This window comes from Micromonospora sp. NPDC126480 (genome assembly GCF_040302465.1).
Lineage (GTDB): Bacteria > Actinomycetota > Actinomycetes > Mycobacteriales > Micromonosporaceae > Micromonospora.
Map to the genome: position 1 here is coordinate 21481 of NZ_JBEORU010000014.1, position 21134 is coordinate 42614.

Annotated in this window: 19 protein-coding genes; 8 read left to right on the forward strand and 11 right to left on the reverse strand. The window is 73.5% G+C overall.

Translation table 11 applies throughout. The features are described 5' to 3' along the window. Positions 1 to 15 precede the first annotated feature (15 nt). The 3 genes from ABTW87_RS15175 to ABTW87_RS15185 are packed head-to-tail and all read right to left on the reverse strand — an operon-like array spanning position 16 to position 3553. On the reverse strand, positions 16 to 1359 hold the full coding sequence (locus ABTW87_RS15175; protein ID WP_350651412.1) for an FAD-dependent oxidoreductase: 1344 nt from the start codon (positions 1357 to 1359) through the stop codon (positions 16 to 18). Continuing rightward, on the reverse strand, positions 1356 to 2675 hold the full coding sequence (kynU, locus tag ABTW87_RS15180) for a kynureninase (RefSeq protein WP_502891585.1): 1320 nt from the start codon (positions 2673 to 2675) through the stop codon (positions 1356 to 1358). The genes ABTW87_RS15175 and kynU overlap by 4 nt, the downstream gene beginning before the upstream one ends. Further along, positions 2651 to 3553 carry a tryptophan 2,3-dioxygenase gene (locus ABTW87_RS15185; RefSeq protein WP_350651414.1) on the reverse strand — a complete coding sequence of 301 codons (903 nt, stop codon included), beginning with the start codon at positions 3551 to 3553 and terminating at the stop codon, positions 2651 to 2653. Before ABTW87_RS15185 ends, kynU begins: the two co-directional genes overlap by 25 nt. Positions 3554 to 3722: 169 nt before the next feature. On the opposite strand from ABTW87_RS15185, the gene ABTW87_RS15190 reads away from it, so the two are divergent. The 3 genes from ABTW87_RS15190 (at position 3723) to ABTW87_RS15200 (ending at position 5618) form a co-directional block, all read left to right on the forward strand. Next, the gene (locus ABTW87_RS15190) at positions 3723 to 4184 is read left to right on the forward strand and encodes an Lrp/AsnC family transcriptional regulator (RefSeq protein ID WP_350651415.1); all 462 of its coding nucleotides are present in this window, start codon (positions 3723 to 3725) and stop codon (positions 4182 to 4184) included. Between the two features lie 91 nt (positions 4185 to 4275). Continuing rightward, entirely contained in the window at positions 4276 to 4764 is a 489-nt protein-coding gene (locus tag ABTW87_RS15195; RefSeq protein ID WP_350651416.1) for a hypothetical protein, read from the forward strand. Between the two features lie 14 nt (positions 4765 to 4778). Continuing rightward, positions 4779 to 5618 carry a class F sortase gene (locus tag ABTW87_RS15200; RefSeq protein ID WP_350651417.1) on the forward strand — a complete coding sequence of 280 codons (840 nt, stop codon included), beginning with the start codon at positions 4779 to 4781 and terminating at the stop codon, positions 5616 to 5618. A 2-nt stretch (positions 5619 to 5620) separates the two neighbouring features. Here ABTW87_RS15200 and ABTW87_RS15205 read toward each other — a convergent pair whose 3' ends face one another. Then, positions 5621 to 6154 carry an HNH endonuclease gene (locus ABTW87_RS15205; RefSeq protein WP_350651418.1) on the reverse strand — a complete coding sequence of 178 codons (534 nt, stop codon included), beginning with the start codon at positions 6152 to 6154 and terminating at the stop codon, positions 5621 to 5623. 287 nt (positions 6155 to 6441) lie between these two features. Between ABTW87_RS15205 and ABTW87_RS15210 the strand changes: the two genes are divergently transcribed. From ABTW87_RS15210 to ABTW87_RS15220, 3 genes are all read left to right on the forward strand, one after another. After that, a complete protein-coding gene (locus tag ABTW87_RS15210; protein WP_502891586.1) occupies positions 6442 to 7488 on the forward strand; it encodes a mechanosensitive ion channel family protein in 1047 nt (348 codons plus the stop codon). A gap of 219 nt (positions 7489 to 7707) precedes the next feature. Next, on the forward strand, positions 7708 to 9153 hold the full coding sequence (locus ABTW87_RS15215; RefSeq protein WP_350651420.1) for an MFS transporter: 1446 nt from the start codon (positions 7708 to 7710) through the stop codon (positions 9151 to 9153). Positions 9154 to 9205: 52 nt separating this feature from the next. Beyond that, positions 9206 to 9634, forward strand: coding sequence for a globin (locus ABTW87_RS15220; RefSeq protein ID WP_350651421.1), 429 nt, complete (start codon positions 9206 to 9208; stop codon positions 9632 to 9634). 19 nt (positions 9635 to 9653) lie between these two features. Here the strand turns inward: ABTW87_RS15220 and ABTW87_RS15225 are convergent, their stop codons facing one another. The 4 genes from ABTW87_RS15225 to ettA all read right to left on the reverse strand — a co-directional run bounded on the left by ABTW87_RS15225 (position 9654) and on the right by ettA (position 13236). Next, positions 9654 to 10241 carry a type III secretion system chaperone family protein gene (locus tag ABTW87_RS15225; protein WP_350651422.1) on the reverse strand — a complete coding sequence of 196 codons (588 nt, stop codon included), beginning with the start codon at positions 10239 to 10241 and terminating at the stop codon, positions 9654 to 9656. A gap of 131 nt (positions 10242 to 10372) precedes the next feature. Next, entirely contained in the window at positions 10373 to 11110 is a 738-nt protein-coding gene (locus tag ABTW87_RS15230; RefSeq protein WP_502891587.1) for a DUF8185 domain-containing protein, read from the reverse strand. Continuing rightward, positions 11107 to 11553 (reverse strand): acyl-CoA thioesterase, encoded by a 447-nt coding sequence (locus ABTW87_RS15235; protein ID WP_350651423.1) that lies wholly within the window; start codon positions 11551 to 11553, stop codon positions 11107 to 11109. The genes ABTW87_RS15230 and ABTW87_RS15235 overlap by 4 nt, the downstream gene beginning before the upstream one ends. A 6-nt stretch (positions 11554 to 11559) precedes the next feature. After that, positions 11560 to 13236 (reverse strand): energy-dependent translational throttle protein EttA, encoded by a 1677-nt coding sequence (gene ettA / locus ABTW87_RS15240; protein ID WP_350651424.1) that lies wholly within the window; start codon positions 13234 to 13236, stop codon positions 11560 to 11562. A 307-nt stretch (positions 13237 to 13543) separates the two neighbouring features. Here ettA and ABTW87_RS15245 point away from each other — a divergent pair, with 307 nt between their 5' ends. Beyond that, complete coding sequence (locus ABTW87_RS15245; protein ID WP_350651425.1) at positions 13544 to 14944, forward strand: alpha,alpha-trehalose-phosphate synthase (UDP-forming); 1401 nt, start codon at positions 13544 to 13546, stop codon at positions 14942 to 14944. Next, positions 14941 to 17541 carry a trehalose-phosphatase gene (gene otsB, locus ABTW87_RS15250; protein WP_350651426.1) on the forward strand — a complete coding sequence of 867 codons (2601 nt, stop codon included), beginning with the start codon at positions 14941 to 14943 and terminating at the stop codon, positions 17539 to 17541. Before ABTW87_RS15245 ends, otsB begins: the two co-directional genes overlap by 4 nt. 96 nt (positions 17542 to 17637) lie before the next feature. On the opposite strand, the gene cobA is transcribed toward otsB, so the two are convergent. From cobA to cobC, 3 genes are read right to left on the reverse strand one after another with little or no spacing between them, the layout of a single operon-like run. Continuing rightward, positions 17638 to 18876: a uroporphyrinogen-III C-methyltransferase gene (gene cobA / locus ABTW87_RS15255; RefSeq protein WP_350651427.1), complete on the reverse strand. Its 1239-nt coding sequence runs from the start codon at positions 18874 to 18876 to the stop codon at positions 17638 to 17640. Between the two features lie 46 nt (positions 18877 to 18922). Then, positions 18923 to 19993, reverse strand: coding sequence for a nicotinate-nucleotide--dimethylbenzimidazole phosphoribosyltransferase (gene cobT, locus ABTW87_RS15260; protein ID WP_350651531.1), 1071 nt, complete (start codon positions 19991 to 19993; stop codon positions 18923 to 18925). Next, positions 19993 to 21099, reverse strand: a complete 1107-nt coding sequence (gene cobC, locus ABTW87_RS15265) for an Rv2231c family histidinol phosphate aminotransferase CobC (RefSeq protein ID WP_502891588.1) — start codon at positions 21097 to 21099, stop codon at positions 19993 to 19995. The genes cobT and cobC overlap by 1 nt, the downstream gene beginning before the upstream one ends. Positions 21100 to 21134: the final 35 nt, after the last annotated feature.

The window sequence follows — 21134 nt, forward strand, 5'->3', positions numbered from 1 at the left end:
GCGGATCCCAGCCGTTCATCGACGCCTCCCTCGCCGGCCGCCGAGCACGGACCCGACCGCCCCGGCCAGCAGCAGCACCGCCCCGGCGGCCACAGCGCCGACCGTCCGGTGCTGGCGGCGGACCCGGCGGCGCACCTCGGCGTACGGGGTGGTCGAGAAGGACACCATCTCGTACCGGGAAACGTACCGGCCGGGCAGCGCCCGTTCCAGCGCGTGCTCCACCCGGCGACCGAGCTGGAACAGCGGCGAGGCGACCTTGTCGCGCATCTCGACGAAGTTGGCCAGCGCCATCTGCGCGATCGCCTCCGCGTTGTCCTGCCGGCGCCGCTGGTACAGCGGCAGCGCGGCGGACCAGTCGTCGGCGCACTCGTCCAGGCAGCGGTCCAGCTCCACCACGTCCTCGAACGCGCAGTTGGCGCCCTGCCCGTAGAACGGCACGATGGCGTGCGCCGCGTCGCCGAGCAACGCCACCGTCCCGTTCACCTGCCAGGGGTCGCAGCGGACCGTGCCGAGCACACCGACCGGATTGTGCTGGTAGTCGTCGACCAGGTTGGGCGCCAGCGGCGGCAGGTCCGGGTAGTGCTGCGCGAAGTGCCGCTCGATCGCCGCCGGGCTGCCCAGCGAGGCGAAGGCCGCGGTGCCGTGGGTGGGCCAGAAGAGCGTGCAGGTGAAGGAGCGGTCCGGATTGGGCAGCGCGATCATCATGGAGGTGCCGCGCGGCCAGATGTGCAGCGCCTCCGGGTCGAGCGCGAAGTCCCCGCCCAGCGGCGGGATGGTCAGCTCCTTGTAGCCGTAGTCGAGGAAGTCGACGCTCTCCCGCAGCAGCCCGTGGCCGAGCAGCTGCCCGCGTACGGCCGAGCCGGCGCCGTCGGCGCCCAGGACGACCGAGGCGGTCTCGTTGACCTTGCCCTGCGGGGTCTCGAAGGTCATCTCCCCGGTGGCCGGGTCGAGGCCGACCAGCCGGTGGTCGAAGGCAATCCGCACGCCGGGCAGCGCGGCCGCCGCGTTGAGCAGGGCGTTGTTCAGCGCGCCGCGGCTGATCGAGTTGATCGCCCGGTCCCCGGCCGCGCTGTACGACTGGAACTGCGGCTCCCCGGCCACCGGATGGATCATGCGACCGCGCATCGGCAGCGCGTCGGCCAGCACCTGCTCGTCGAGCCCGATCCGGCGCAGGGCGTCCAGGCCCCGCTCGGAGAGCGCCAGGTTGATCGAACGGCCCCGCTCGACCGCGCCGGTCCTCGGGTCGGGGCGGCGTTCGTAGAGGGCGACCGGATACCCGCGCCGCGCCAGGAACGCGGCGAGCAGGCAACCGGCGAGCCCGGCACCGACGACGGCGACCTCGGCACGCTGCTCACTCATGCGGAGACCTCCACGGTGGCGGCGAGGGCGTCGGCCACCCGCCAGCAGTCGTGGTACGTCGAGTAGAGCGGCACCGGAGCGAACCGGACGACGTCCGGCTCGCGGGCGTCGGCGATCACGCCGTGCTCGTACCGCAGGCGCTTGGCCAGCGCCGCGGCGCTGCCGGCGCCGATCCGCACCGAGAGCTGCGCGCCGCGGCGGGCCGGGTCGCGCGGGGTGACCACGGTCAGCGGCCGGTCGGCTGTCACCTCGTCGAGCAACCGCTCCAGGTAGCCGGTCAGCCGGACGCTGCGCTCCCGCAGCGCCGGCATGCCGATCGAGTCGAAGAGCTCGAGCGAGGTGCGCACCGGGCCCATGGCGAAGATCGGCGGGTTGGAGATCTGCCAGGCCTCCACGGTGGCCGGCGGCCGGGCGACCGGGGTCATCTCGAACCGGCCGGCCGCCTCGGTGCTCCACCACCCCTCGAAGCGGGGCAGCGCCGGGTCGCCGAGGTGGCGCTCGTGGACGAACACGCCGGACAGCGCACCGGGCCCCGAGTTCAGGTACTTGTACGAACACCACGCCGCGAAGTCGACGTGCCAGTCGTGCAGGTGCAGCGGCACGTTGCCGGCGGCGTGCGCCAGGTCCCACCCGACCACGGCACCGGCCGCCCGGCCGGCGGCGGTGACCGCCGGAATGTCCATCAGCTCGCCGGTCAGGTAGTTGACGCCGCCGAGCAGCACCAGCGCCACGGTGTCGCCCTCGGCGGCGAGGAAGTCGAGCACGTCGTCGGTACGGAGGGTGTCCTCGCCGGGACGCGGAGTCAGGCGGACGACCGTGGCGTCCGGGTCCAGGCCGTGGAACCGGGCCTGGCTGCGGACGGCGTAGCTGTCCGACGGGAAGGCGGTGTCCTCGATGACGATGCGGGTGCGGGCGCCGGCCGGCCGGTAGAAGCTGACCATCAGCAGGTGGAGGTTGACGGTGAGGGAGTTCATCACCACGACCTCCGCGGGCCGGGCGCCGACCAGTCGCGCGGCGGGGGCCGTCAACAGCTCGTGGTACGGCAGCCACGGCCGCTCGGCCTCCAGGTGCCCCTCGACCCCGAGGCGGCGCCAGGCGTCCAGGTCGGCGAGGAGCTCGTCCCGGGTGGCCCGGGGCTGCAGGCCGAGCGAGTTCCCGGCCAGGTAGGCGGCCTCCGGGTACCGGCCGCCGTCGGCGGGCGGGACGTGGAACAGGTGCCGGTGGCCGGGGTCGTCGGCGTCGAGGCGGCGGGCCTCGTCTTCGGTGCTCGTCACTGCGTCTCGTCCTTCGGTCACATCGCGGTCCGGGCCGACCACAGCTCCGGGAAGACCACCCGGGCCATGCTGCGTTGCAGCCAGGCCAGCCCGGCCGAGCCGCCGCTGCCGACCTTCGCACCCATGGTGCGCTGCACGGCCTTGATGTGGTTCCACCGCCAGTCGCCGAACCGCTCGGCGACCTCGGTCAGCGCCTCACCGAGCAGCCGCAGCTGATTGTCCGGGCCGGCGTCCTCGTCGTAGATCCGCACCCACGCGGCCTCCACCGCCGGGTGCGGCTGGTGCTCCTCGGCGACGTCCCGCTTCAGGAGGTCGGTGGGCAGGTCGTGACCGTGCCGGGCGAGCAGGGCGACGACGTCGTCCCACACGCTCGGAGCGGCGAGGGTCTCGCGCAGCTCCGCGTACGCCTCGGCCTGCCGGCGGAACGGGCGGATCAGCGCCGGGTCCCGCAGGCCGAGCAGGAACTCCAGGTGCCGGTACATCGCCGACTGGAAGCCGGAGCCCTCGCCGAGCAGGTTGCGGAACCGGTTGAAGTCGGCGGGGGTCATCCAGCGCAGGCCCTGCCACGCCGCGTTCAAGCCCTCCAGGTGCAGCGAGGCGCGGCGCAGCGGGGCCAGGGCGTCCCAGACGCGGTCCTCGCGCAGCAGCCGCTGGGTCTCGCGCAGCTCGTGGCAGGTCAGCTTGAAGTACAGCTCCATGATCTGGCTGACCATGAGGAAGGACATCTCCCCCGGGTCGCTGCTCAGCGGCGTCTGCAACCGGTGCAGCGTGCTGGCCTGCACGTACGCGTCGTACGGGACCCGCTCCGCGAATTCCAGGGTCGGCTCGCCGCCGTTGCGGGCGGCCCGGGCGGCGCGCTGTCGCGGGGTGACCGGCCGCACCGCCGCCCGGTTGGCCGCCCGTAGGTCCGTCCGTTCCACCGGTCCGCTCCCTCCGCTCACGTCGTCACCCGGCCGCACTGCCGGATGACCGACATGATGCCGCGGCGGGAGCGCGCCACGGAATGCCGGATCAACGGCACTTGCCGGGGAACTCCTACCGTTCGCAAGGCGATGGCACCGAAACACTTGAAGAACGTAAGGTCAGGGCGTGGACGAGATGGACTGGGCGCTGCTGCGCGAACTGCAGGCCGACGCCCGCCTGTCGTACAGCGAACTGTCCCGGCGGGTGCACCTGTCACCGCCGGCGGTCGCCGAACGGGTCCGCCGGCTGGAGGAGTCGGGCGTGATCACCGGCTACCACGCGCACGTCGACCTGGGCCGCGCCGGGCGGACCGTGGTCGCGCTGATCCGGATGTCCTGCTACGGCTCCCGCTGCATCCTCAACGACCCGGACGTGGCCGACTGGCCGGAGATCATGGAGATCCACCGGATCACCGGCGACGCCTGCAGCGTGCTGAAGGTCGCGGCCGGATCGATCGGCGAGTTCGAGGCGGTCATCGACCGGCTCGCCCCGTACGGCCAGCCGTCGAGCACGATGGTGCTCTCCACCCCGCTGGACTGGCACCCGGTCACCCCGCCACCCCCACCCGCCCCACCGGTCTCCCGCTGACACCCGTCCGGGGTTTGCACCGGGGCCAGCGGGAAAGCAGAGCCCGTCACCCGGGGGAGGGTTTCCGGTGGTCGCACCGGAGGGGGGAATCATGCGAGGTCAACGCGTACTCGCCAGCCTGGCGTTGGTGGCGGCGTTCGTCCTGGTCGGCGCCGCACCCGTACGGGCGGGCGAGAACACGTTCGTCGAGGTGACGCCGAACCCGGCGCAGGCGGGCAGCCGGGTCGACATCCGGGCCAGCTGCGACACCACAAACAACCGCCAGGCCACCGTGCACTCGGACGCCTTCGGGCGGGTGGTCCTGCGGCCGGACAACGGCTTCCTCGACGGTCAGGTCACCGTCCCGGGCAGCAAGGAGCCCGGCGACTACCGGGTGGACCTGCGCTGCGACAACGGCAACACCGCCCACACGACGCTGACGGTGCTGAACATGCAGCAACCGACGAAGGGGCCGGCGACCGGGGGCGGTGGCACCGCCGGGGCGACCGGCTCGTACCTGCTGATCGGCGGCATCGTCGCGGTGGCGCTCGCCGTCGGCTTCGGGTTCCTCGGCAACCGCCGCTCCGGGACCGGCGCCTGAGTTGACCGACCGTCATGGCCGGAGCGCACAGGCGTACCCGAGCACGAGGGACCCGGGCGACGACCCGCCGGGCGGCGCGGGCCTCCGCCCGGCTGGCCGCGGCGGCCGGGCGGAGGCTGCGCCGGGTCGCCGGGCAGGCGTTCGCCGCGAGCGTCCCCACCACCGACCCGACCGCCGGCCCGCTACCGGCGCGCCCGCGCCACCGCTGGGTGGCCGCCGGCCGCCGGCTGGCGCCCTCCCGCAGTCCGGGGATTCCGGTGCTGGTCATCGGCACGCTGATGGTGCTGATCATCGCGATGCTCGGCGTGGAGCGGATCACCGGGATGAGCGTGCTGCCGGACCGGTTCACCGCGGGCCTGCGCCCGCCGCCGAAGGAGTTCCCGGTGCTGCCGGCGAGCCCGCCGGTAGCCATCGAGATCGACGCGATCGACGTGGCCGCGCCGGTGCACACCGTGGGTCTGGCCCCGGACGGCACCATCGCCGCACCGGACGCGGCGCGCGCCCAGGAGGCCGGCTGGTACGACCAGGGACCGACCCCGGGGCAGTACGGCCCGGCGGTGATCGTCGGCCACGTCGACACCAGCACCGGACCGGCCGTCTTCCACGGGCTGCGCGACCTCCGCGCCGGGGACCGGGTCGAGGTGACCCGGACCGACCGCAAGGTGGCGGTCTTCGAGGTCAACTCGGTGGAGCGGTTCGACAAGGAACGTTTCCCGGCCGACCAGGTGTTCGGCGACTTCGACCGCCCGAACCTGCGGCTGGTCACCTGCGGTGGCCGGTGGGTCGGCGGCGAGACCGGCTACGCCGACAACGTGGTGGTGTTCGCCTCCCTGGTCAGGGCGCGCGACGGATGAGCTCAGGCCGCCTCGGGCTCGCGCAGGTCGAGCCAGTCGGCCCACCGGGGGTCGGGCGCCCGGTGACCGAGGACCCGCCACGCGGTCCCTTTCGGGGCGACCGGCGGTGCGTGCAACCGCCAGCCCAGCTCGGCCGGGGTCTTGTCGCCTTTGGTGTGGTTGCACCGGGCGCAGGCGGCCACCACGTTCTCCCAGGCGTGCCGGCCACCCCGGCTGCGCGGGAAGACGTGGTCGATGGTCTCCGCCGGACCCCGGCAGTACGCGCAGCGCCAGCCGTCCCGGGCGAAGATCGCCCGCCGGGACAGCCCGACGTGGGTGCGGTAGGGCACGCGGACGAAGCGGGTCAGCCGGACCACCGAGGGCACCGGCAACGAGTCGCGGGCGCTGTGCAGGACGCCGTCACCGTCGGCGACGCAGACGGCCTTGGCGGAGAGCACGAGGATGGCGGCACGACGGACCGACACGACACACAGGGGCTCGTAGGTGGCGTTGAGAACGAGCGCGCCGGAGCCCACCGTGGGTCGTATGTCAGGCATCGCGCTCACCCTCCCGGTTCAGGCGGCTCTGCTCGCCACCGCCGGCCGGGAAACGGGCGCAGCAACCCACCGGCCGACGTCGGCCCGGATCACCGACGTCCGTGCGCCAATCGTCCCTGATAAGACCCCGGATTGCACGTACTAATCCGGGGCTCCCCCACCCAGGCTTACCGGGCTGTTGCCGCTGATGACCCGGTTCGCCCTGGAACACGAACCCGCGACCGGCTCCGGTCACCCCACGGTGGGTCGCCCGCCACCGCCCCGACCACTTGCGGTACGAAGACAGGGTGGATGCCTCCATCGTGCCGATCGTGTCGGCCGTGCCCGCTCCCGACGACGCGCCGAGCCCGGAGTGCCTCGGCGAGACGGTGTGCAAGTGGGCCTGGGACGTGACCGGGTCCGTCTGGTTCGCCGAGGGCAGCTACTGGATCCTGGTCAAGCCGCTGCGAATCGTCCTGATCCTGCTGCTGGCCGTCCTGGCCCGGTGGCTCGTGCGCCGGACCATCAAGCGGCTCGTCCGCTCCACCAGCGACGCGGGCGTGCCCACGATGCTGCGGCCGCTGCGCGAGCGGATCCCCACCGCCGCGACCGAGCCGGGCGAGTTCGTCCCGGAACGCCGACGCCAGCGGGCCGAGGCGATCGGCTCGGTGCTGAGCAGTTTCGCCACGGCGTTCATCTTCGGCATCGCGCTGCTGATGGTGCTCAAGGAGTTCAGCTTCGACCTGGCGCCGCTGCTGGCCAGCGCCGGCATCGCCGGTGTCGCGCTGGGCTTCGGCGCGCAGAGCCTGGTGAAGGATCTGATCGCCGGTCTGTTCATGCTGATCGAGGACCAGTACGGCGTCGGCGACACGGTCGACCTCGGCGAGGCGACCGGCGTGGTCGAGTCGGTCGGGCTGCGGGTGACCACCGTCCGTGACGGGCGCGGCGTTCTCTGGTACATCCGCAACGGCGAGATCATCCGGGTCGGCAACAAGAGCCAGGGCTGGGCGCTTGTCGTTGTCGACCTGCCGATCGGCTTCGCCAGCACCGAGGAGGCGACGGCGGTGCTGCGGACCGCCGCCGCGTCGGTCGCGCTCGACCCGGGGCTGGCTCCGGAGATCGTCGAGGCGCCGGAGGTGCTGGGCGTGGAGCAGATGACGATGGACGGCGCGGTGATCCGTACGGTGGTGAAGACGACGGCGGACGGGCAGTTCGCCGTGGGCCGGGAGCTGCGGCGCCGGCTGGCCGAGGCCTTGGAGAACTCGGGCATCACGGCCAAGATCGCCGCCGCCCGCCTGTTCCCGGTCCTGCCGACCCCACCCGCCGGGGAGACGGGTACCGGCGGCGCGACCTGACCGGAAACTGCGGGGTTCCGGCCGGCCGACCCCTCGGGTATCGTCCGTTCGTTCAGTCGGCGATGCGACGATCAACCCGTCCGCCCTAGCCAGTTGTCGGACGATCGGGCAGAATCCGGTACACGTGCTCCCCTCGGAGCGTGATCACGTCCTCGCTGATCGGAAGATTCGACGACGGTTCCCGGGCACGACCATCACGAGTGGTCGGTTCTGGGGACGATGGAGGCGACGGTGTCCGACGAGCGACCTTCTTCGGAAGGGCCGGCCACCTTCCGCGAGGTGTTCGCCCAGCGCGAGTACCGGTACGTCTTCACGGCGAGCACGCTCGCCTGGGTCGGCGACTACATCGCGAAGGCCGCGGTCACCCTGCTGATCTACCGGCAGACCGAGTCGGTGGCGCTCTCCGCAGCCGCGTTCGCCGTCAGCTACCTGCCGTGGCTCGTCGGCGGGCCACTGCTCGCGACGCTCGCCGAGCGGCACCCGTACCGGCGGGTGATGGTCACCTGCGACCTCGTCCGGATGATGCTGCTGCTCGTCATCGCGATCCCCGGGATGCCGAGCACCGCGATCCTGGCGCTCCTGTTCGCCGCCACCCTCGCCAACCCGCCGAGCCAGGCTGCCCGGTCGGCGTTGATGCCGCTGATCCTCACCGGCGACCGCCTCGTGGTCGGCCTGTCGGTGAGCGTCAGCGTCGGCCAGGCCGCGCAGGTCGTGGGCTACCTGGCCGGCGCCGCCATCGCGGCGGTCAACCCCAGCGCCGCGCTGCTGGTCAACGCGGCCACCTTCGCCGCGTCGGCCGCCCTGCTCCGCTTCGGCGTCGCGGACCGGCCACCCGCGATGACGCCGGCGCACCGCAGCCACCTGCTCCGGGAGACGGGTGACGGCTTCCGGATCGTCTTCGGCAGCCCGGTGCTCCGCGCGATCGCGATCCTCGTCTTCAGCGCGATGCTCTTCTCGATCGTGCCGGAAGGGCTGGCGGCGGCGTGGGCCGGGCGGCACGCCGGTGAGATGGACACCGCCGCCGCCCAGGCGATCATCATGGCGGCCAGCCCGGTCGGGTTCATCCTCGGCGGTCTCGTCGTCGGCCGTCTCTTCTCGCCGGCCCGGCGGCTCGCGCTGATGCGACCGCTGGCGGTGCTGTCCCCCCTGGTCCTGGTTCCCGCCCTGTTCAACCCGCCGCCGGTGGTGGTGGCGGTGCTCGCGGCCGCCTGCGGGTTCGCCGTCGCCGGCATGCTGCCGATGGCGAACGGGCTGTTCGTCCGGGCCCTGCCGGACGGCTACCGGGCCCGCGCCTTCGGCGTCATGGCCACCGGTGTCCAGGTGATTCAGGGCGCGGCGGTGCTGGTGACCGGGCTGCTCGCCCAACGGTTCTCCATTCCCCTGGTGGTCGGTGTGTGGAGCGCGGCGGGCGTGGTGCTCATGACCCTCGCCGCGCTCAGCTGGCCGAGCCGGGCGACGATCGACGCGGCGGTCGTCGCCGCGGGTCGGCGGAGCGGGGAGCCCGCCGGCACGCCGGCCCAACCCGACGCGCCTTCCGACAGCCCACGGCAGCCCCATCCGCAGGCCGGGCCGGAGCGGCCCCGACCCGGGCGGCGGGACGCCGGGGACCATCCGGACGGCGGCCGCCCGGGCGACCCGGGGCGCCAGCGGCACGCGGTGACCTGACCCACGACCGGCCGTCGGCCGGCCGGCCGTCGGAACCTGGCAGGATGGAGTGGTGAATCCCGCAGGTGAGTCCGGCCCTCCTCGCCCGTCGACGACCTTCTTCGAGGCGGTCGGCGGCGAGCCGACCTTCCGCAAGCTGGTGGACGAGTTCTACGCGGGCGTTGCCACGGACCCGCTGCTGCGCCCCATGTATCCGGAGGAGGACCTGGGGCCGGCCGCGGACCGGCTGACCCTGTTCCTCATGCAGTACTGGGGCGGGCCGAACACGTACTCCGCCGAGCGGGGGCACCCGCGGCTGCGGATGCGGCACGCGCCGTTCCGCATCGGGGCGGCCGAGCGGGACGCGTGGCTACGGCACATGCGGCGGGCCGTGGACCGGCTGGACCTGCCGCCCGACCTCGCCGTCGCGCTCTGGGACTACCTGGAGCGGGCCGCGTACTTCATGGTGAACGTCATGGAGGATCCGGCCGGGACGGCCTGACCGGGACCGCGTCGGGCGGTCAGAGCAGCGCGCCCTCGTCGTGCAGCCAGTCGACGAAGCTGGTGGCCACCGCGGCGCCGCAGTCGAGCATCTCGACCAGGAGCGCGTCGTGCGCGCCGGCGCTGAACGGCACCTGCAGCTCGGCGTAGATGGGGAGTTGGCCGCGCTCGGTCGGGTCGCCGATGTAGGCCTTGCAGAAGCGGCGGGTGTGGTTCCACTCGTTGACGACCCGGTAGGCCCGGTCCTCCCAGTCCGGCGGGACGGTCGCGTGTGGACGGGCCCGCATCACCAGGATCTCGTCCTCGGGACCCTCCAGCGTCACCAGGACGGCGTGCCGCTCCCACATCGCCAGCAGGTTTCCGTCGCCGTCGGCCAGGTAGCGCACGTCGAGCAGGTCGAGCGCGTCGCAGACCCGGCTGAGCGTCACCGGCGCGACCGTGGCCGGCATGTCCGCGATCGGGGGACGGTCGGAACCCGGGCAGTTGTCTCCCGGCTGGCGGGGGGTCGGCGGGCCGACCCGGATGGTGTCCTCCACTGTGATCCCGCTACGACTGTCCGGCTCACCGCCGCCGTTGGCGGGACCGGGGCGCCATGACCACCACGGCATCGCTCGCGCACCTCACTCCCCAGCGGATCCAGCCGCCTACGGTGCGTTGGATCCGAGGAAGGACGGTACCCGGACAGCCGGGCGGAAGCATCCCCCCAACGCCAGCCCCAGGACAGAAGAATGAGCAGGGGTCATCCGAACGGATGATTAGCCACCGGGCGGACAGCGAGATCCGTAGCCGTCTGCGACCATGCCGCTCCGTACGGCCCGACCAGGCCGACCCATCGGCCGGCCGTGCGTACCTGCACCCGGCCGGCCGGCTCGTCACCGACGAAGCCCATCCGCACCAGCCCCTGGACCAGCCGCTGGGGCACCTGCACCGGCTCACCCGGCGGGTCGTCCGGCGTGACCGTCACCGGCACGTGGTCGAGGAGGGCGTCGCGGAGCATCCGCTGACCGACCGCCCGTCCCGCCACACCGTGCGCGGTGGCGTCCCGCAGGGCCCGCGCCGCGGCGTCGGCGACCCGCCGCACCTCGGCGGCCGGCAGCGTCTCCGCGAGCCGGCTGGCCGGTGGTGGGAGCGGCCAGCGCCACTGCGCGTCCCGGCGGGCGGGCAGCGCGGAACGGCCGGCCGTCAGCTCGGCCAGCAGGTCGCCCGCCGCGACGGTGACGTCGCCCGGACCGGCGCCGGCCACCGTGCGGGTCACCAGCACGCCCCACGGCAGGCGGGCCCAGAGAGCGGTACGGTCCGGCGCCGCGGCCGGCCGCAGCCGGACCAGCGCCACCCGCTCCAGGCGGACCAGCCGGGCCAGGAAAGCGCCCGCGTCCCGGATCCCGTCCAACGCGTGCTCCGGCCCGCCGGCACCGCCCGGCGCGGCGGTGTCCGGGCCGGCGGCGGGCGGGCGCGGAGCGCTCGCCGGGCCGGTCACACCGGGCCGCCCTCGACGGCGTAGGTACGCAGGAACTCACGCTCCTCCGCGGACAGCCGGCGCGGCAGCTGCCTGGTGAGGTCGAACGGCACCAGGACCGACCGGGCCCGGCTGACCAGCACGTCCCCGTCGTACATCTCGTAGGCGACGGTGAAGGCCGCGGCCCGGACCTCCGCCACCCACAGCTCGATCCGGACGGTCGGGGCCGCCTCCGCGGTGGCCCGGCCGAGCGCGTAGGCGACCGGCCGCAGGTAGTCGACCTCGTGCCGGCGGATCACCACGCCGTCGGCGAACGAGCCCACTCCCCACGCCCGGCCCCCGGCGAACATCAACGCCACCCGCGCCTCCTCGTAGAGGGTGAGGAAGCGCGAGTTGTTGACGTGGCCGTACGCGTCCAGGTCGGACCACCGCAGCGTGCAGTGGTAGATGAACCGGTCAGCCAAGGCGGGTCAGTCCCGGGTCAGCTTGCGGTAGGTCACCCGGTGCGGTCGCGCGGCCTCCGCGCCGAGGCGGTCGATCTTGTTCTTCTCGTACGCCTCGAAGTTGCCCTCGAACCAGAACCACTTCGCCGGGTTCTGGTCGTCGCCCTCCCAGGCCAGGATGTGCGTGGCGACCCGGTCGAGGAACATCCGGTCGTGCGAGATGACCACGGCGCAGCCGGGGAACTCCAGCAGCGCGTTCTCCAGGCTGGAGAGGGTCTCCACGTCGAGGTCGTTGGTCGGCTCGTCGAGCAGGATCACGTTGCCGCCGATCTTCAGCGTCAGCGCGAGGTTGAGCCGGTTGCGCTCGCCGCCGGAGAGCACCTTCGTCGGCTTCTGCTGGTCCGGCCCCTTGAAGCCGAACGCGGCGATGTACGCCCGCGACGGCATCTCGACCTTGCCCACCATCAGGTGGTCCAGCCCGTCGGAGACGACCTCCCACACGGTCTTGTCCCCGGCCAGTCCCTGCCGGCTCTGGTCGACGTACGACAGCGAGACCGTCTCGCCCACGCGGACCGTGCCGCTTGTCGGCTCCTCCAGCCCGACGATCGTCTTGAACAGGGTCGTCTTGCCGACGCCGTTCGGGCCGATCACACCGACGATGCCGTTTCGCGGCAGCGAGAAGCTCAGGTCGTCGATCAGCACCCGGTCGCCGAAGGCCTTCGTCAGGTTCTTCGCCTCGATGACCGTGGCACCCAGGCGCGGGCCCGGCGGGATCTGGATCTCCTCGAAGTCCAGCTTCCGGGTCTTCTCGGCCTCCGCGGCCATCTCGTCGTACCGGTCGAGCCGGGCCTTGGACTTGGTCTGGCGGGCCTTGGCGTTGGAGCGGACCCACTCCAACTCGTCGGAGAGCCGCTTCTTCAGCTTGGCGTCGCGGCGGCCCTCGACGGCCAGCCGGGCCGCCTTCTTCTCCAGGTAGGTGGAGTAGTTGCCCTCGTACGGGTAGGCGCGGCCGCGGTCCAGCTCGAGGATCCAGTTGGCCACGTTGTCGAGGAAGTACCGGTCGTGGGTGATGGCGATCACGGTGCCGGCGTACTTCGCCAGGTGCTGCTCCAGCCACTGCACGCTCTCCGCGTCCAGGTGGTTGGTCGGCTCGTCGAGCAGCAGCAGGTCCGGCGTCTCCAGCAGGAGCTTGCAGAGCGCGACCCGGCGACGCTCACCACCGGAGAGCTGGGTGACGTCGGCGTCCGGCGGCGGGCAGCGCAGCGCGTCCATGGCCAGCTCGAGCTTGGAGTCGATGTCCCACGCGTCGGCGTGGTCCAGCTCCTCCTGGAGCCGGCCCATCTCCTCCATCAGCTCGTCGGAGTAGTCGGTCGCCATCTGCTCGGCGATCTTGTTGAACCGCTCCAGCTTCGCCTTGGTCTCGGCGACGGCCTCCTCGATGTTGCCGAGGACGGTCTTCGCGTCGTTGAGCGGCGGCTCCTGCGCCAGCATCCCGACCGTGTAGCCCGGCATCAGCCGCGCCTCGCCGTTGCTCGGCTGGTCCCACCCTGCCATGATCTTGAGCAGGCTGGACTTGCCGGCGCCGTTCGGCCCGACCACACCGATCTTGGCGCCCGGCAGGAAGTTGAGCGTCACGTTGTCGAGCACGACCTTGTCGCCGTGCGCCTTGCGCGCCTTGTCCAGGACGTAGATGAACTGGGCCACGGTGCGGGCTACCTCCGTCGGGTCTGCGGTCGCGAGCTTGCGGGGCGCGGGCGCGGGGCACGACTTCCGCCCGCCGCCACCGGCCGGGAGCCGGCCGCGCGCACGCCGCCGTCAATCCTGACAGGTACGCGACGCTCCGCCCACATCACCCCACCTCACCCACGGCGAACCGGTGTCGGCAAGATCACGTACGGGGGTTCGGCGCCGGTGGGACGGGTAGGTAACTCCGGCACGGGCCACCAGACGCCGCAGCTACGCTCAGTACGCTCGTCGCGGTGGATTCGTCAGCACCCGGAGGTGGCCGAACGTGACCGTCCGTAGCTCCTTTGTCGTAGTGGCCAACCGACTGCCGGTCGACGAGGTGAGCACACCCGAGGGACGGCAGTGGCGACGCAGCCCAGGCGGGCTCGTCACGGCACTGCATCCCGTCCTCGCCGAACACCAAGGGACCTGGGTCGGCTGGGCCGGTGGCACCGGCGCGGCCCCGGAGCCGTTCGACATGGAGGGAATCCGGCTGCACCCGGTGCCGTTGAGCGCGGACGAGCTGGAGCGCTACTACGAGGGGCAGTCGAACGCGACGATCTGGCCGCTCTACCACGACGCGGTCGAGACACCGGTCTACAAGCGCCGTTGGCGGGAGGCGTACCGGCTTGTCAACGCCCGGTTCGCGGAGGCCGCGGCGGACGTGGCGGCGGAGGGCGCCACCGTCTGGGTGCAGGACTACCAGCTCCAGCTGGTGCCGGCGATGCTCCGCGAACTCCGCCCCGACCTGCGGATCGGCTTCTTCCTGCACATCCCGTTCCCGCCGATCGAGCTGTTCATGCAGATGCCCTTCCGCACCGAGATCCTGCGCGGGCTGCTCGGCGCGGACCTGGTGGGATTCCAGCAGCGGCTGGCCGCGCAGAACTTCGTCCGGCTGGCCCGGCACCTGCTCGGCCTGCGGTACGAGGGGCAGATGATCCAGGTCGACGGCCGCCAGGTGAAGGCGGGCGCCTTCCCGATCTCGATCGACACCAGGGAGATGGAGCGGCTGGCCGCGGACCCGGCGATCCAGGCGCGGGCCAAGGAGATCCGGGAGGAGCTCGGCAACCCGAGCACGATCATCCTGGGCGTCGACCGGCTCGACTACACCAAGGGCATCGAGTTGCGGCTCAAGGCGTTCCGCGAGTTGCTGGCTGACGGAAAGTTGACAGTGCCGGACGCGGTTATGGTGCAGGTGGCGACGCCGAGCCGGGAACGCGTGGAGCACTACCAGGCACTTCGCGTCAAGGTCGAGCGCGAGGTTGGTCGGATTAATGGCGAATTCGGCAGGGTCGGCGTCCCGGCGGTGCATTATCTGCATCAGTCGTACAGTCGCACCGAGCTGGCCGCGATGTACGCCGCCGCCGACGTGATGATGGTGACCCCGCTGCGAGACGGAATGAATCTGGTGGCCAAGGAGTACGTCGCATCGCGCGCCGACCAGGGCGGCGCGCTCGTGCTCAGTGAGTTCGCCGGCGCCGCCACCGAGCTGCGCCAGGCGTTCCTGTGCAACCCGCACGACCCGGACGCGGTCAAGGACGCCTTGCTGCGGGCCGTGCACGTGGAGAAGCCGGAGGCCCGTCGCCGCATGCGGACAATGCAACGCCATCTGCGCACCCACGACGTGGGGCACTGGGCGAAGTCCTTCCTCACCGAACTCGGAGTGCCCGAGGCGGACGCCTCGTGAACGGGGCCGCCGAGACCATCACCCCCGCCGGCGCCCTCGACCGGGAGCTGCGCACCGCGATCGGCCGGATCGCCCGCGTCCCGCAGCTGCTTGTCGCCTGCGACTACGACGGCACCCTCGCGCCGATCGTCGAGGACCCGAGCAGGGCCGTACCGCTGCCCGAATCGGTGGCCGCGGTGCGCGCGCTCGCCGCGCTGCCGCAGACCACGGTGGCGGTGGTCTCCGGCCGGGCACTGCGCGACCTGGCGGCCCTGTCCCGGCTGCCCAGCGAGGTGCACCTGGTCGGCAGCCACGGCTCCGAGTTCGACATCGGCTTCGTCGAGCGGCTCTCCCCGGAGCTGATCGCGGTCCGCACCCGGCTGCGCGACGCGCTGCGCGAGATCGCCAACGCGCATCCCGGGATCCGCCTGGAACGCAAGCCGGCCAGTGTCGCCGTGCACACCCGCGGGGTCGACCCGCAGGTCGCGGCCGCCGCCATCGAGGCGGTCCGCAGCGGCCCCGCCACCTGGGACGGCGTCACCGTCACCCAGGGCAAGGAGGTCATCGAGCTGTCGGTGGTCGCCACCCACAAGGGCACCGCCGTCGACCAGCTGCGCACCCAGCTCTCCGCCAGCGCGGTGCTGTTCATCGGTGACGACGTCACCGACGAGAACGCCTTCGGCAACCTGACCGGTCCGGACGTCGGCATCAAGATCGGCCCGGGCGAGACCAGGGCGCAGTTCCGGGTCGCCGAGCCGATCGAGGCGGCCCGGGCGCTCGGCCTGCTGCTGGAGACCCGGCGGCACTGGCTGTTCGGCGAGCGGGCGGTGCCGATCGAACGGCACTCGATGCTCGCCAACGGGCGTACGGTCGCGCTGCTCACCCCCGAGGCCAAGGTCACCTGGCTCTGCAACCCCAAGCCCGACTCGGCGGCGATCTTCGCCGACCTGGTCGGGGGCAGCCCGGCCGGATACTTCAGCGTCGCCCCCGAGCGCGGCGGCATCCCGCTCGGGCAGCGCTACCGCTCCGGCACGATGACCGTGGAGACCCGGTGGTCCGGCCTGACCGTGACCGACTGGCTCGACCTGCCGGACACCGAGACCACGCCGGACGGCCCGGCGATCGTCAGCGGTGACTCGACACTCGTCCGGGTGCTCACCGGCCGGGGCCGGGCCCGCCTGGAGTTCGCACCCCGACCGGAGTTCGGTCAGGTGGCCGTCCAGCTCCAGCCGCTCGGCGACGGCCTGCTGGTCCTCGGCTCCAACGAACCGGTCGCGCTCTACGCCCCCGGCGTCGAGTGGGAGGTCACCGGCGACGGCGTGTACGAGACCGCCAAGGCCGTCGTGGACCTCTCCGCCGCCGGCGGGCAGGTCGTGCTCGAGATGCGCTTCGGCACGCACAGCCTGGAGCACCACCGGCTGCCGATCCACGAGCGGCAGGCGGCGGCGGAGCAGCCCTGGAAGAACTGGGTCGCCTCGCTGCGGCTCCCGACCACCGCCCGGGACCTGGTCGCCCGCAGCGCGCTCACCCTGCGCGCGCTCTGCCACGCGCCGACCGGCTCGATCCTGGCCGCCGCGACCACCTCGCTGCCCGAGGAGCTCGGCGGCGTCCGCAACTGGGACTACCGCTACTGCTGGCTGCGCGACGCCGCGCTGACCGCCCGCGCCCTTGTCGACCTGGGCTCGCTGGAGGAGGCCGAGGGCCTGCTGCGCTGGATCGACGGCGTCGTGGAGCGCACCGGCGGGCACCCGGAGCGGCTCCACCCGCTCTACACGGTCGACGGCTACGAGTTGGGCGCCGAGGCGGTCATCGACACGCTCCCCGGGTACGCCGGCTCCCGGCCGGTCCGGGTCGGCAACCTCGCCAACCACCAGCTCCAGCTCGACGTGTTCGGCCCGATCGCCGACCTGATCGCGGCCGTGGCCGACGCGCGCGGCTCGGTCCGTGAGGACGAGTGGCGGGTGCTGGAGAACATGGTCGAGGCGGTCCGCCGGCGCTGGCACGAACCGGACCACGGCATCTGGGAGGCCCGCCTCCCGCCCCGGCACCACATCTTCTCGAAGGTGATGTGCTGGATGACCGTCGACCGGGCGCTGCACGTCGTACGCCAGCACGGCGGCGGGGACCGGCCCGAGTGGGTGGAGCTGCGCGACCGCATCGGCGCCAACGTCCTGGAGTACGGCTGGCACGAGGACGCCGAGGCGTACAGCGTCGCGTACGGGCACGAGGACAGCGACGCGTCCTCGCTCTGGATCGGGCTGTCCGGCCTGCTCCCGGGCGACGACCCGCGCTTCCTGTCCACCGTGCTCAAGATCGAGGCGGACCTGCGCAGCGGCCCGGTCGTCTACCGCTACCACTGGGACGACGGCCTGCCCGGCCGCGAGGGCGGCTTCCACATCTGCACGGCCTGGCTGATCGAGGCGTACCTGCGCACCGGCCGCCGCACCGACGCGGAGGAGCTGTTCATCCAGATGATCGACACCGCCGGGCCGACCGGGCTGCTGCCCGAGCAGTACGACCCGCTGGCCGAGCGCGGGCTGGGCAACCACCCGCAGGCCTACAGCCACCTCGGTCTCGTGCGCTGCGCCCTGCTGCTGGACAACATGCTCAAGCAGTGACCTGACCTGCACGACGGCGGCCCGGACCGGACGGTCCCGGCCGCCGTCGCGTCCGCCGCCCGCGCGGACCGGTGCACGACCGGCGGGCCGCCGCCGTCAACCGTCCAGGGCGCCGACCACGTCACCGATCACCACGATCGCCGGCGGGCGCAGGCCGGTCCCGGCCACGTCGGCGGCCACCTCGCCCAGCGTCGAGTGCAGCGTGCGCTGGGCACCGGTCGTACCCTCCTGCACCACCGCGGCCGGGGTTGCCGCCGGCCGGCCGTGCGCGAGGAGCGTGGCGGCGATCGCCGGCAGGTTCTTCAGCCCCATCAGGACCACAAGCGTGCCGCGCAGCTTGGCGAGGTGCTCCCACCGCACCAGGGAGGCCGGCGAGTCCGGTGCGAGGTGCCCGGAGACGACGGTGAACTCGTGCGCCACCCCGCGGTGCGTCACCGGCACACCGGCCGCCGCCGGCACGGCGATCGCGCTGGTCACCCCGGGCACCACCGTCACCGGCACGCCCGCCTCGGCGCAGGCGAGCAGCTCCTCGCCGCCGCGGCCGAACACGTACGGGTCGCCGCCCTTGAGCCGGACCACGGTCCGGCCGGCCCGGGCCCGGTCGACCAGGATGCGGTTGATCTCCTCCTGGGCCCGGGACGGCCCGTACGGGATCTTGGAGGCGTCGACCAGCTCGACGTCCGGGCGCAACTCGTCCAGGAGCAGCCCGGGCACCAGCCGGTCGGCGACCACCACGTCCGCCTCGGTGAGCAGCCGCCACCCCTTGACGGTGATCAACTCCGGGTCGCCCGGACCGGCACCGACGAGGGCGACACGACCGCCGGGAGTGTTAACCGGGGGCCCTTCCTCTACCTGAGGCGTTAAGAAGGGGCCCTTCCTTGCACCCAGGAGGTCGCGGATCGCGTCGCGGACGGTCATCGCGCGGCGGGGGTCGCCGCCGCCGAGGACCGCGACCGTCACCGGGCCGTGCCGGGTGACCGCCGGCGTCCACGCCGTCGCGGCGGCCCGGTCGTCGGCCCGGACGCAGAAGATCCTCCGCTCGGCGGCCGCCGCGCTCACCGAGGCCGCGGCCAGCGCGTCGTCGACCGCGACCTGCACCAGCCAGGCCCCGTCGAGGTCGTCCGGGGCGAACCGGCGCCGCGCCCAGTGCAACCGGCCGGCGTCGACGTGCGCCCGCAACGCCGGGGTCAGCTCCGGCGCGACCAGGAAGACGTCCGCGCCCGCGTCGATCAGCGCCGGCACCCGGCGGGTGGCCACCGCTCCCCCACCGACCACGACCACCCGCCGGCCGGCGAGGCGCAGCCCCAGGGGGTACGGGTTGGCGCGCTCGTTCACGCCGCCACCTCGCTGCTGGGCCCGATGGTTCGCTCGCCACGCTCGCTCACTTCTCGGCCACTCCCGCCGAGTCGAACGTGGCGACCTCGTGCAGCACCCGCACCGCGCCGGTGACCACGGGCAGGGCGAGCAGCGCGCCGGTGCCCTCGCCGAGGCGCAGCCCGAGGTCGATGAGCGGCGTCAGCCCGAGCCGGCGCAGCGCCACCGTGGCGCCCGGCTCGGCGGAGCGGTGCCCCGCGACCATCGCACCGACGGCGTGCGGCGCGAACGCCGCGGCGGCCAGCGCGGCCGAGACGGCGATCACCCCGTCCAGGAGCACCGGGACGCGCCGGGCGGCGGCGCCCAGGATCAGCCCGGCCAGGGCGGCGTGCTCCAGGCCACCGACGGCGGCCAGCACGCCCAGCGGGTCCGCCGGATCGGGCTCGTGCCGGCGCAGCGCCGCCCGGACCACCTCGATCTTGTGCCGGTACGTCGGATCGTCCACTCCGGTGCCGCGACCGGTCGCCTCGGCGGGGTCGACTCCGGCGAAGGCCGCGATCAGGGCCGCGGCCGGCGTGGTGTTGCCGATGCCCATGTCGCCGGTGAGCAGGATGTCGGCCCCGGCGTCGATCAGGTCGCCGGCGACCCGGACGCCGGTCTCGACGGCGGCGCGCGCCTCGTCGCGGCTGACGGCCGCGGTGACGGTCAGGTCCCGGGTGCCGCGCCGCACGTTGGCCTCGACCAGCCGGGGAGCGGCGAGGTCCCCGGTGGGGACGGGCGGCGGCGGGGTCGCGACGCCGACGTCGACGACGGTGACCGAGGCACCGGCCTGCCGGGCGAACGCGTTGACGACGGCGCCCCCGGCGAGGAAGTTCCCGATCATCTGCACGGTGACCTCCTGCGGCCAGGGCGTCACACCCTGGGCGTGCACGCCGTGGTCACCGGCGAAGATCGCCACGGCGGCCCGGTCGGGCACCGGCGGAGGGCAGTGACCGGCCAGGCCGGCGAGGCGTACGGAAAGCTCCTCCAGGGCGCCCAGCGAACCGGCCGGCTTGGTCAGGCGGCCCTGCAGGTCCCGGGCGGCGGCCATCGCCGGCTCGTCGAGCGGTCCGATCGCCTCGATCGTCGTCTCCAGCATCATGCCTCCAGGATCCCCGCCAGTACCTCGGTGAACGCGTCGGTCGTCGCCGGGTCGCGCACGGCGACCCGCAGCCAGTCCGGGCCCAGCCCGGGAAAGGTGTCGCCCCGGCGGACCGCCCAGCCGCGCTCGCGCAGGGCCAGCCGCACCGCGTCGGCGCCGGGAAGGTGCACCAGCACGAAGGCGCTGGCGGGCCGGCCGGCGACGCGTACCCCGGGAAGGGCCGCCAGGCGGGCCACCAGGTGGTCGCGGTCGGCGGCGAGGCGGGCGGCGACGGCGCGCTCCGCCTCGATCGCCTGCGGCCCGGCGCAGGCCGTGGCGGCGGCGAGGGCCGGGGTGGAGACCGCCCACAGCGGCTGTACGGCGGCCAGCCGCTCCAGCAGGGCGGCCTCGCCGAGGAGGTAGCCGACCCGCAGCCCGGCCAGGCCCCAGGTCTTGGTGAGGCTGCGGACCACGAGCAGGCCGGGCAGGTCGCGGCGGCCGGCGAGCGACTCCGGCTCGCCGGTGGTCCCGGGCGCCGTGGTGGTGTCGGCGAACGCCTCGTCGACAACGAGGACCCGGCCCGGGCGGGCCAGCCCGGCCAGGTCGGCGGCCGGGTGCAGCACCGAGGTCGGGTTGGTGGGGTTGCCGACCATGACGAGGTCGGCGTCCTCCGGGACCCGGGCGGGGTCGAGCCGGAACCCTTCGGCCGGATCGAGCAGCACCCGCTCCACCCGGTGCCCGGCGGCGCGCAGGGCGGCCTCCGGCTCGGTGAACTGGGGGTGGACGACCACCGGGCGACGGATCCCGCGCAGCGCCTGGGCGATCAGCACGAAGCCCTCGGCGGCGCCGGCGGTGAGCAGCACCTCCGTCGGGGGCCGGCGGTGCCGGGCGGCGACCGCGGCCCGCGCCGGCCCGGGCTGCGGGTACCCGGCCAGGTCGCCGAGCGCGGCCGTGATCGGGTCGGCCAACCAGTCGGGCATCGGGGCCCGGCGTACGTTCACGGCCAGGTCGACCAGGCCGGAGGTGGCCTCGGCGTCCCCGTGGTGCCCGAGGTCGGGCTCGGGCGACCCGTCGGCGGACCCGGTCCCGCGGACCGCGCTTGCCTCGATCGGCTGACCACGCATGACCGCGATCCTGCCGGGAAGGCCGCGCACGGGAC

Coding starts and splice junctions, on each gene's coding strand:
- cobT (WP_350651531.1), bottom strand. CDS start 19,993: ATGCTGGAGACGACGATCGAGGCGATCGGACCGCTCGACGAGCCGGCG.
- ABTW87_RS15195 (WP_350651416.1), top strand. CDS start 4,276: ATGCGAGGTCAACGCGTACTCGCCAGCCTGGCGTTGGTGGCGGCGTTC.
- ABTW87_RS15175 (WP_350651412.1), bottom strand. CDS start 1,359: ATGAGTGAGCAGCGTGCCGAGGTCGCCGTCGTCGGTGCCGGGCTCGCC.
- ABTW87_RS15200 (WP_350651417.1), top strand. CDS start 4,779: ATGGCCGGAGCGCACAGGCGTACCCGAGCACGAGGGACCCGGGCGACG.
- ABTW87_RS15215 (WP_350651420.1), top strand. CDS start 7,708: ATGGAGGCGACGGTGTCCGACGAGCGACCTTCTTCGGAAGGGCCGGCC.
- ABTW87_RS15225 (WP_350651422.1), bottom strand. CDS start 10,241: ATGCCGTGGTGGTCATGGCGCCCCGGTCCCGCCAACGGCGGCGGTGAG.
- cobC (WP_502891588.1), bottom strand. CDS start 21,099: ATGCGTGGTCAGCCGATCGAGGCAAGCGCGGTCCGCGGGACCGGGTCC.
- ABTW87_RS15205 (WP_350651418.1), bottom strand. CDS start 6,154: ATGCCTGACATACGACCCACGGTGGGCTCCGGCGCGCTCGTTCTCAAC.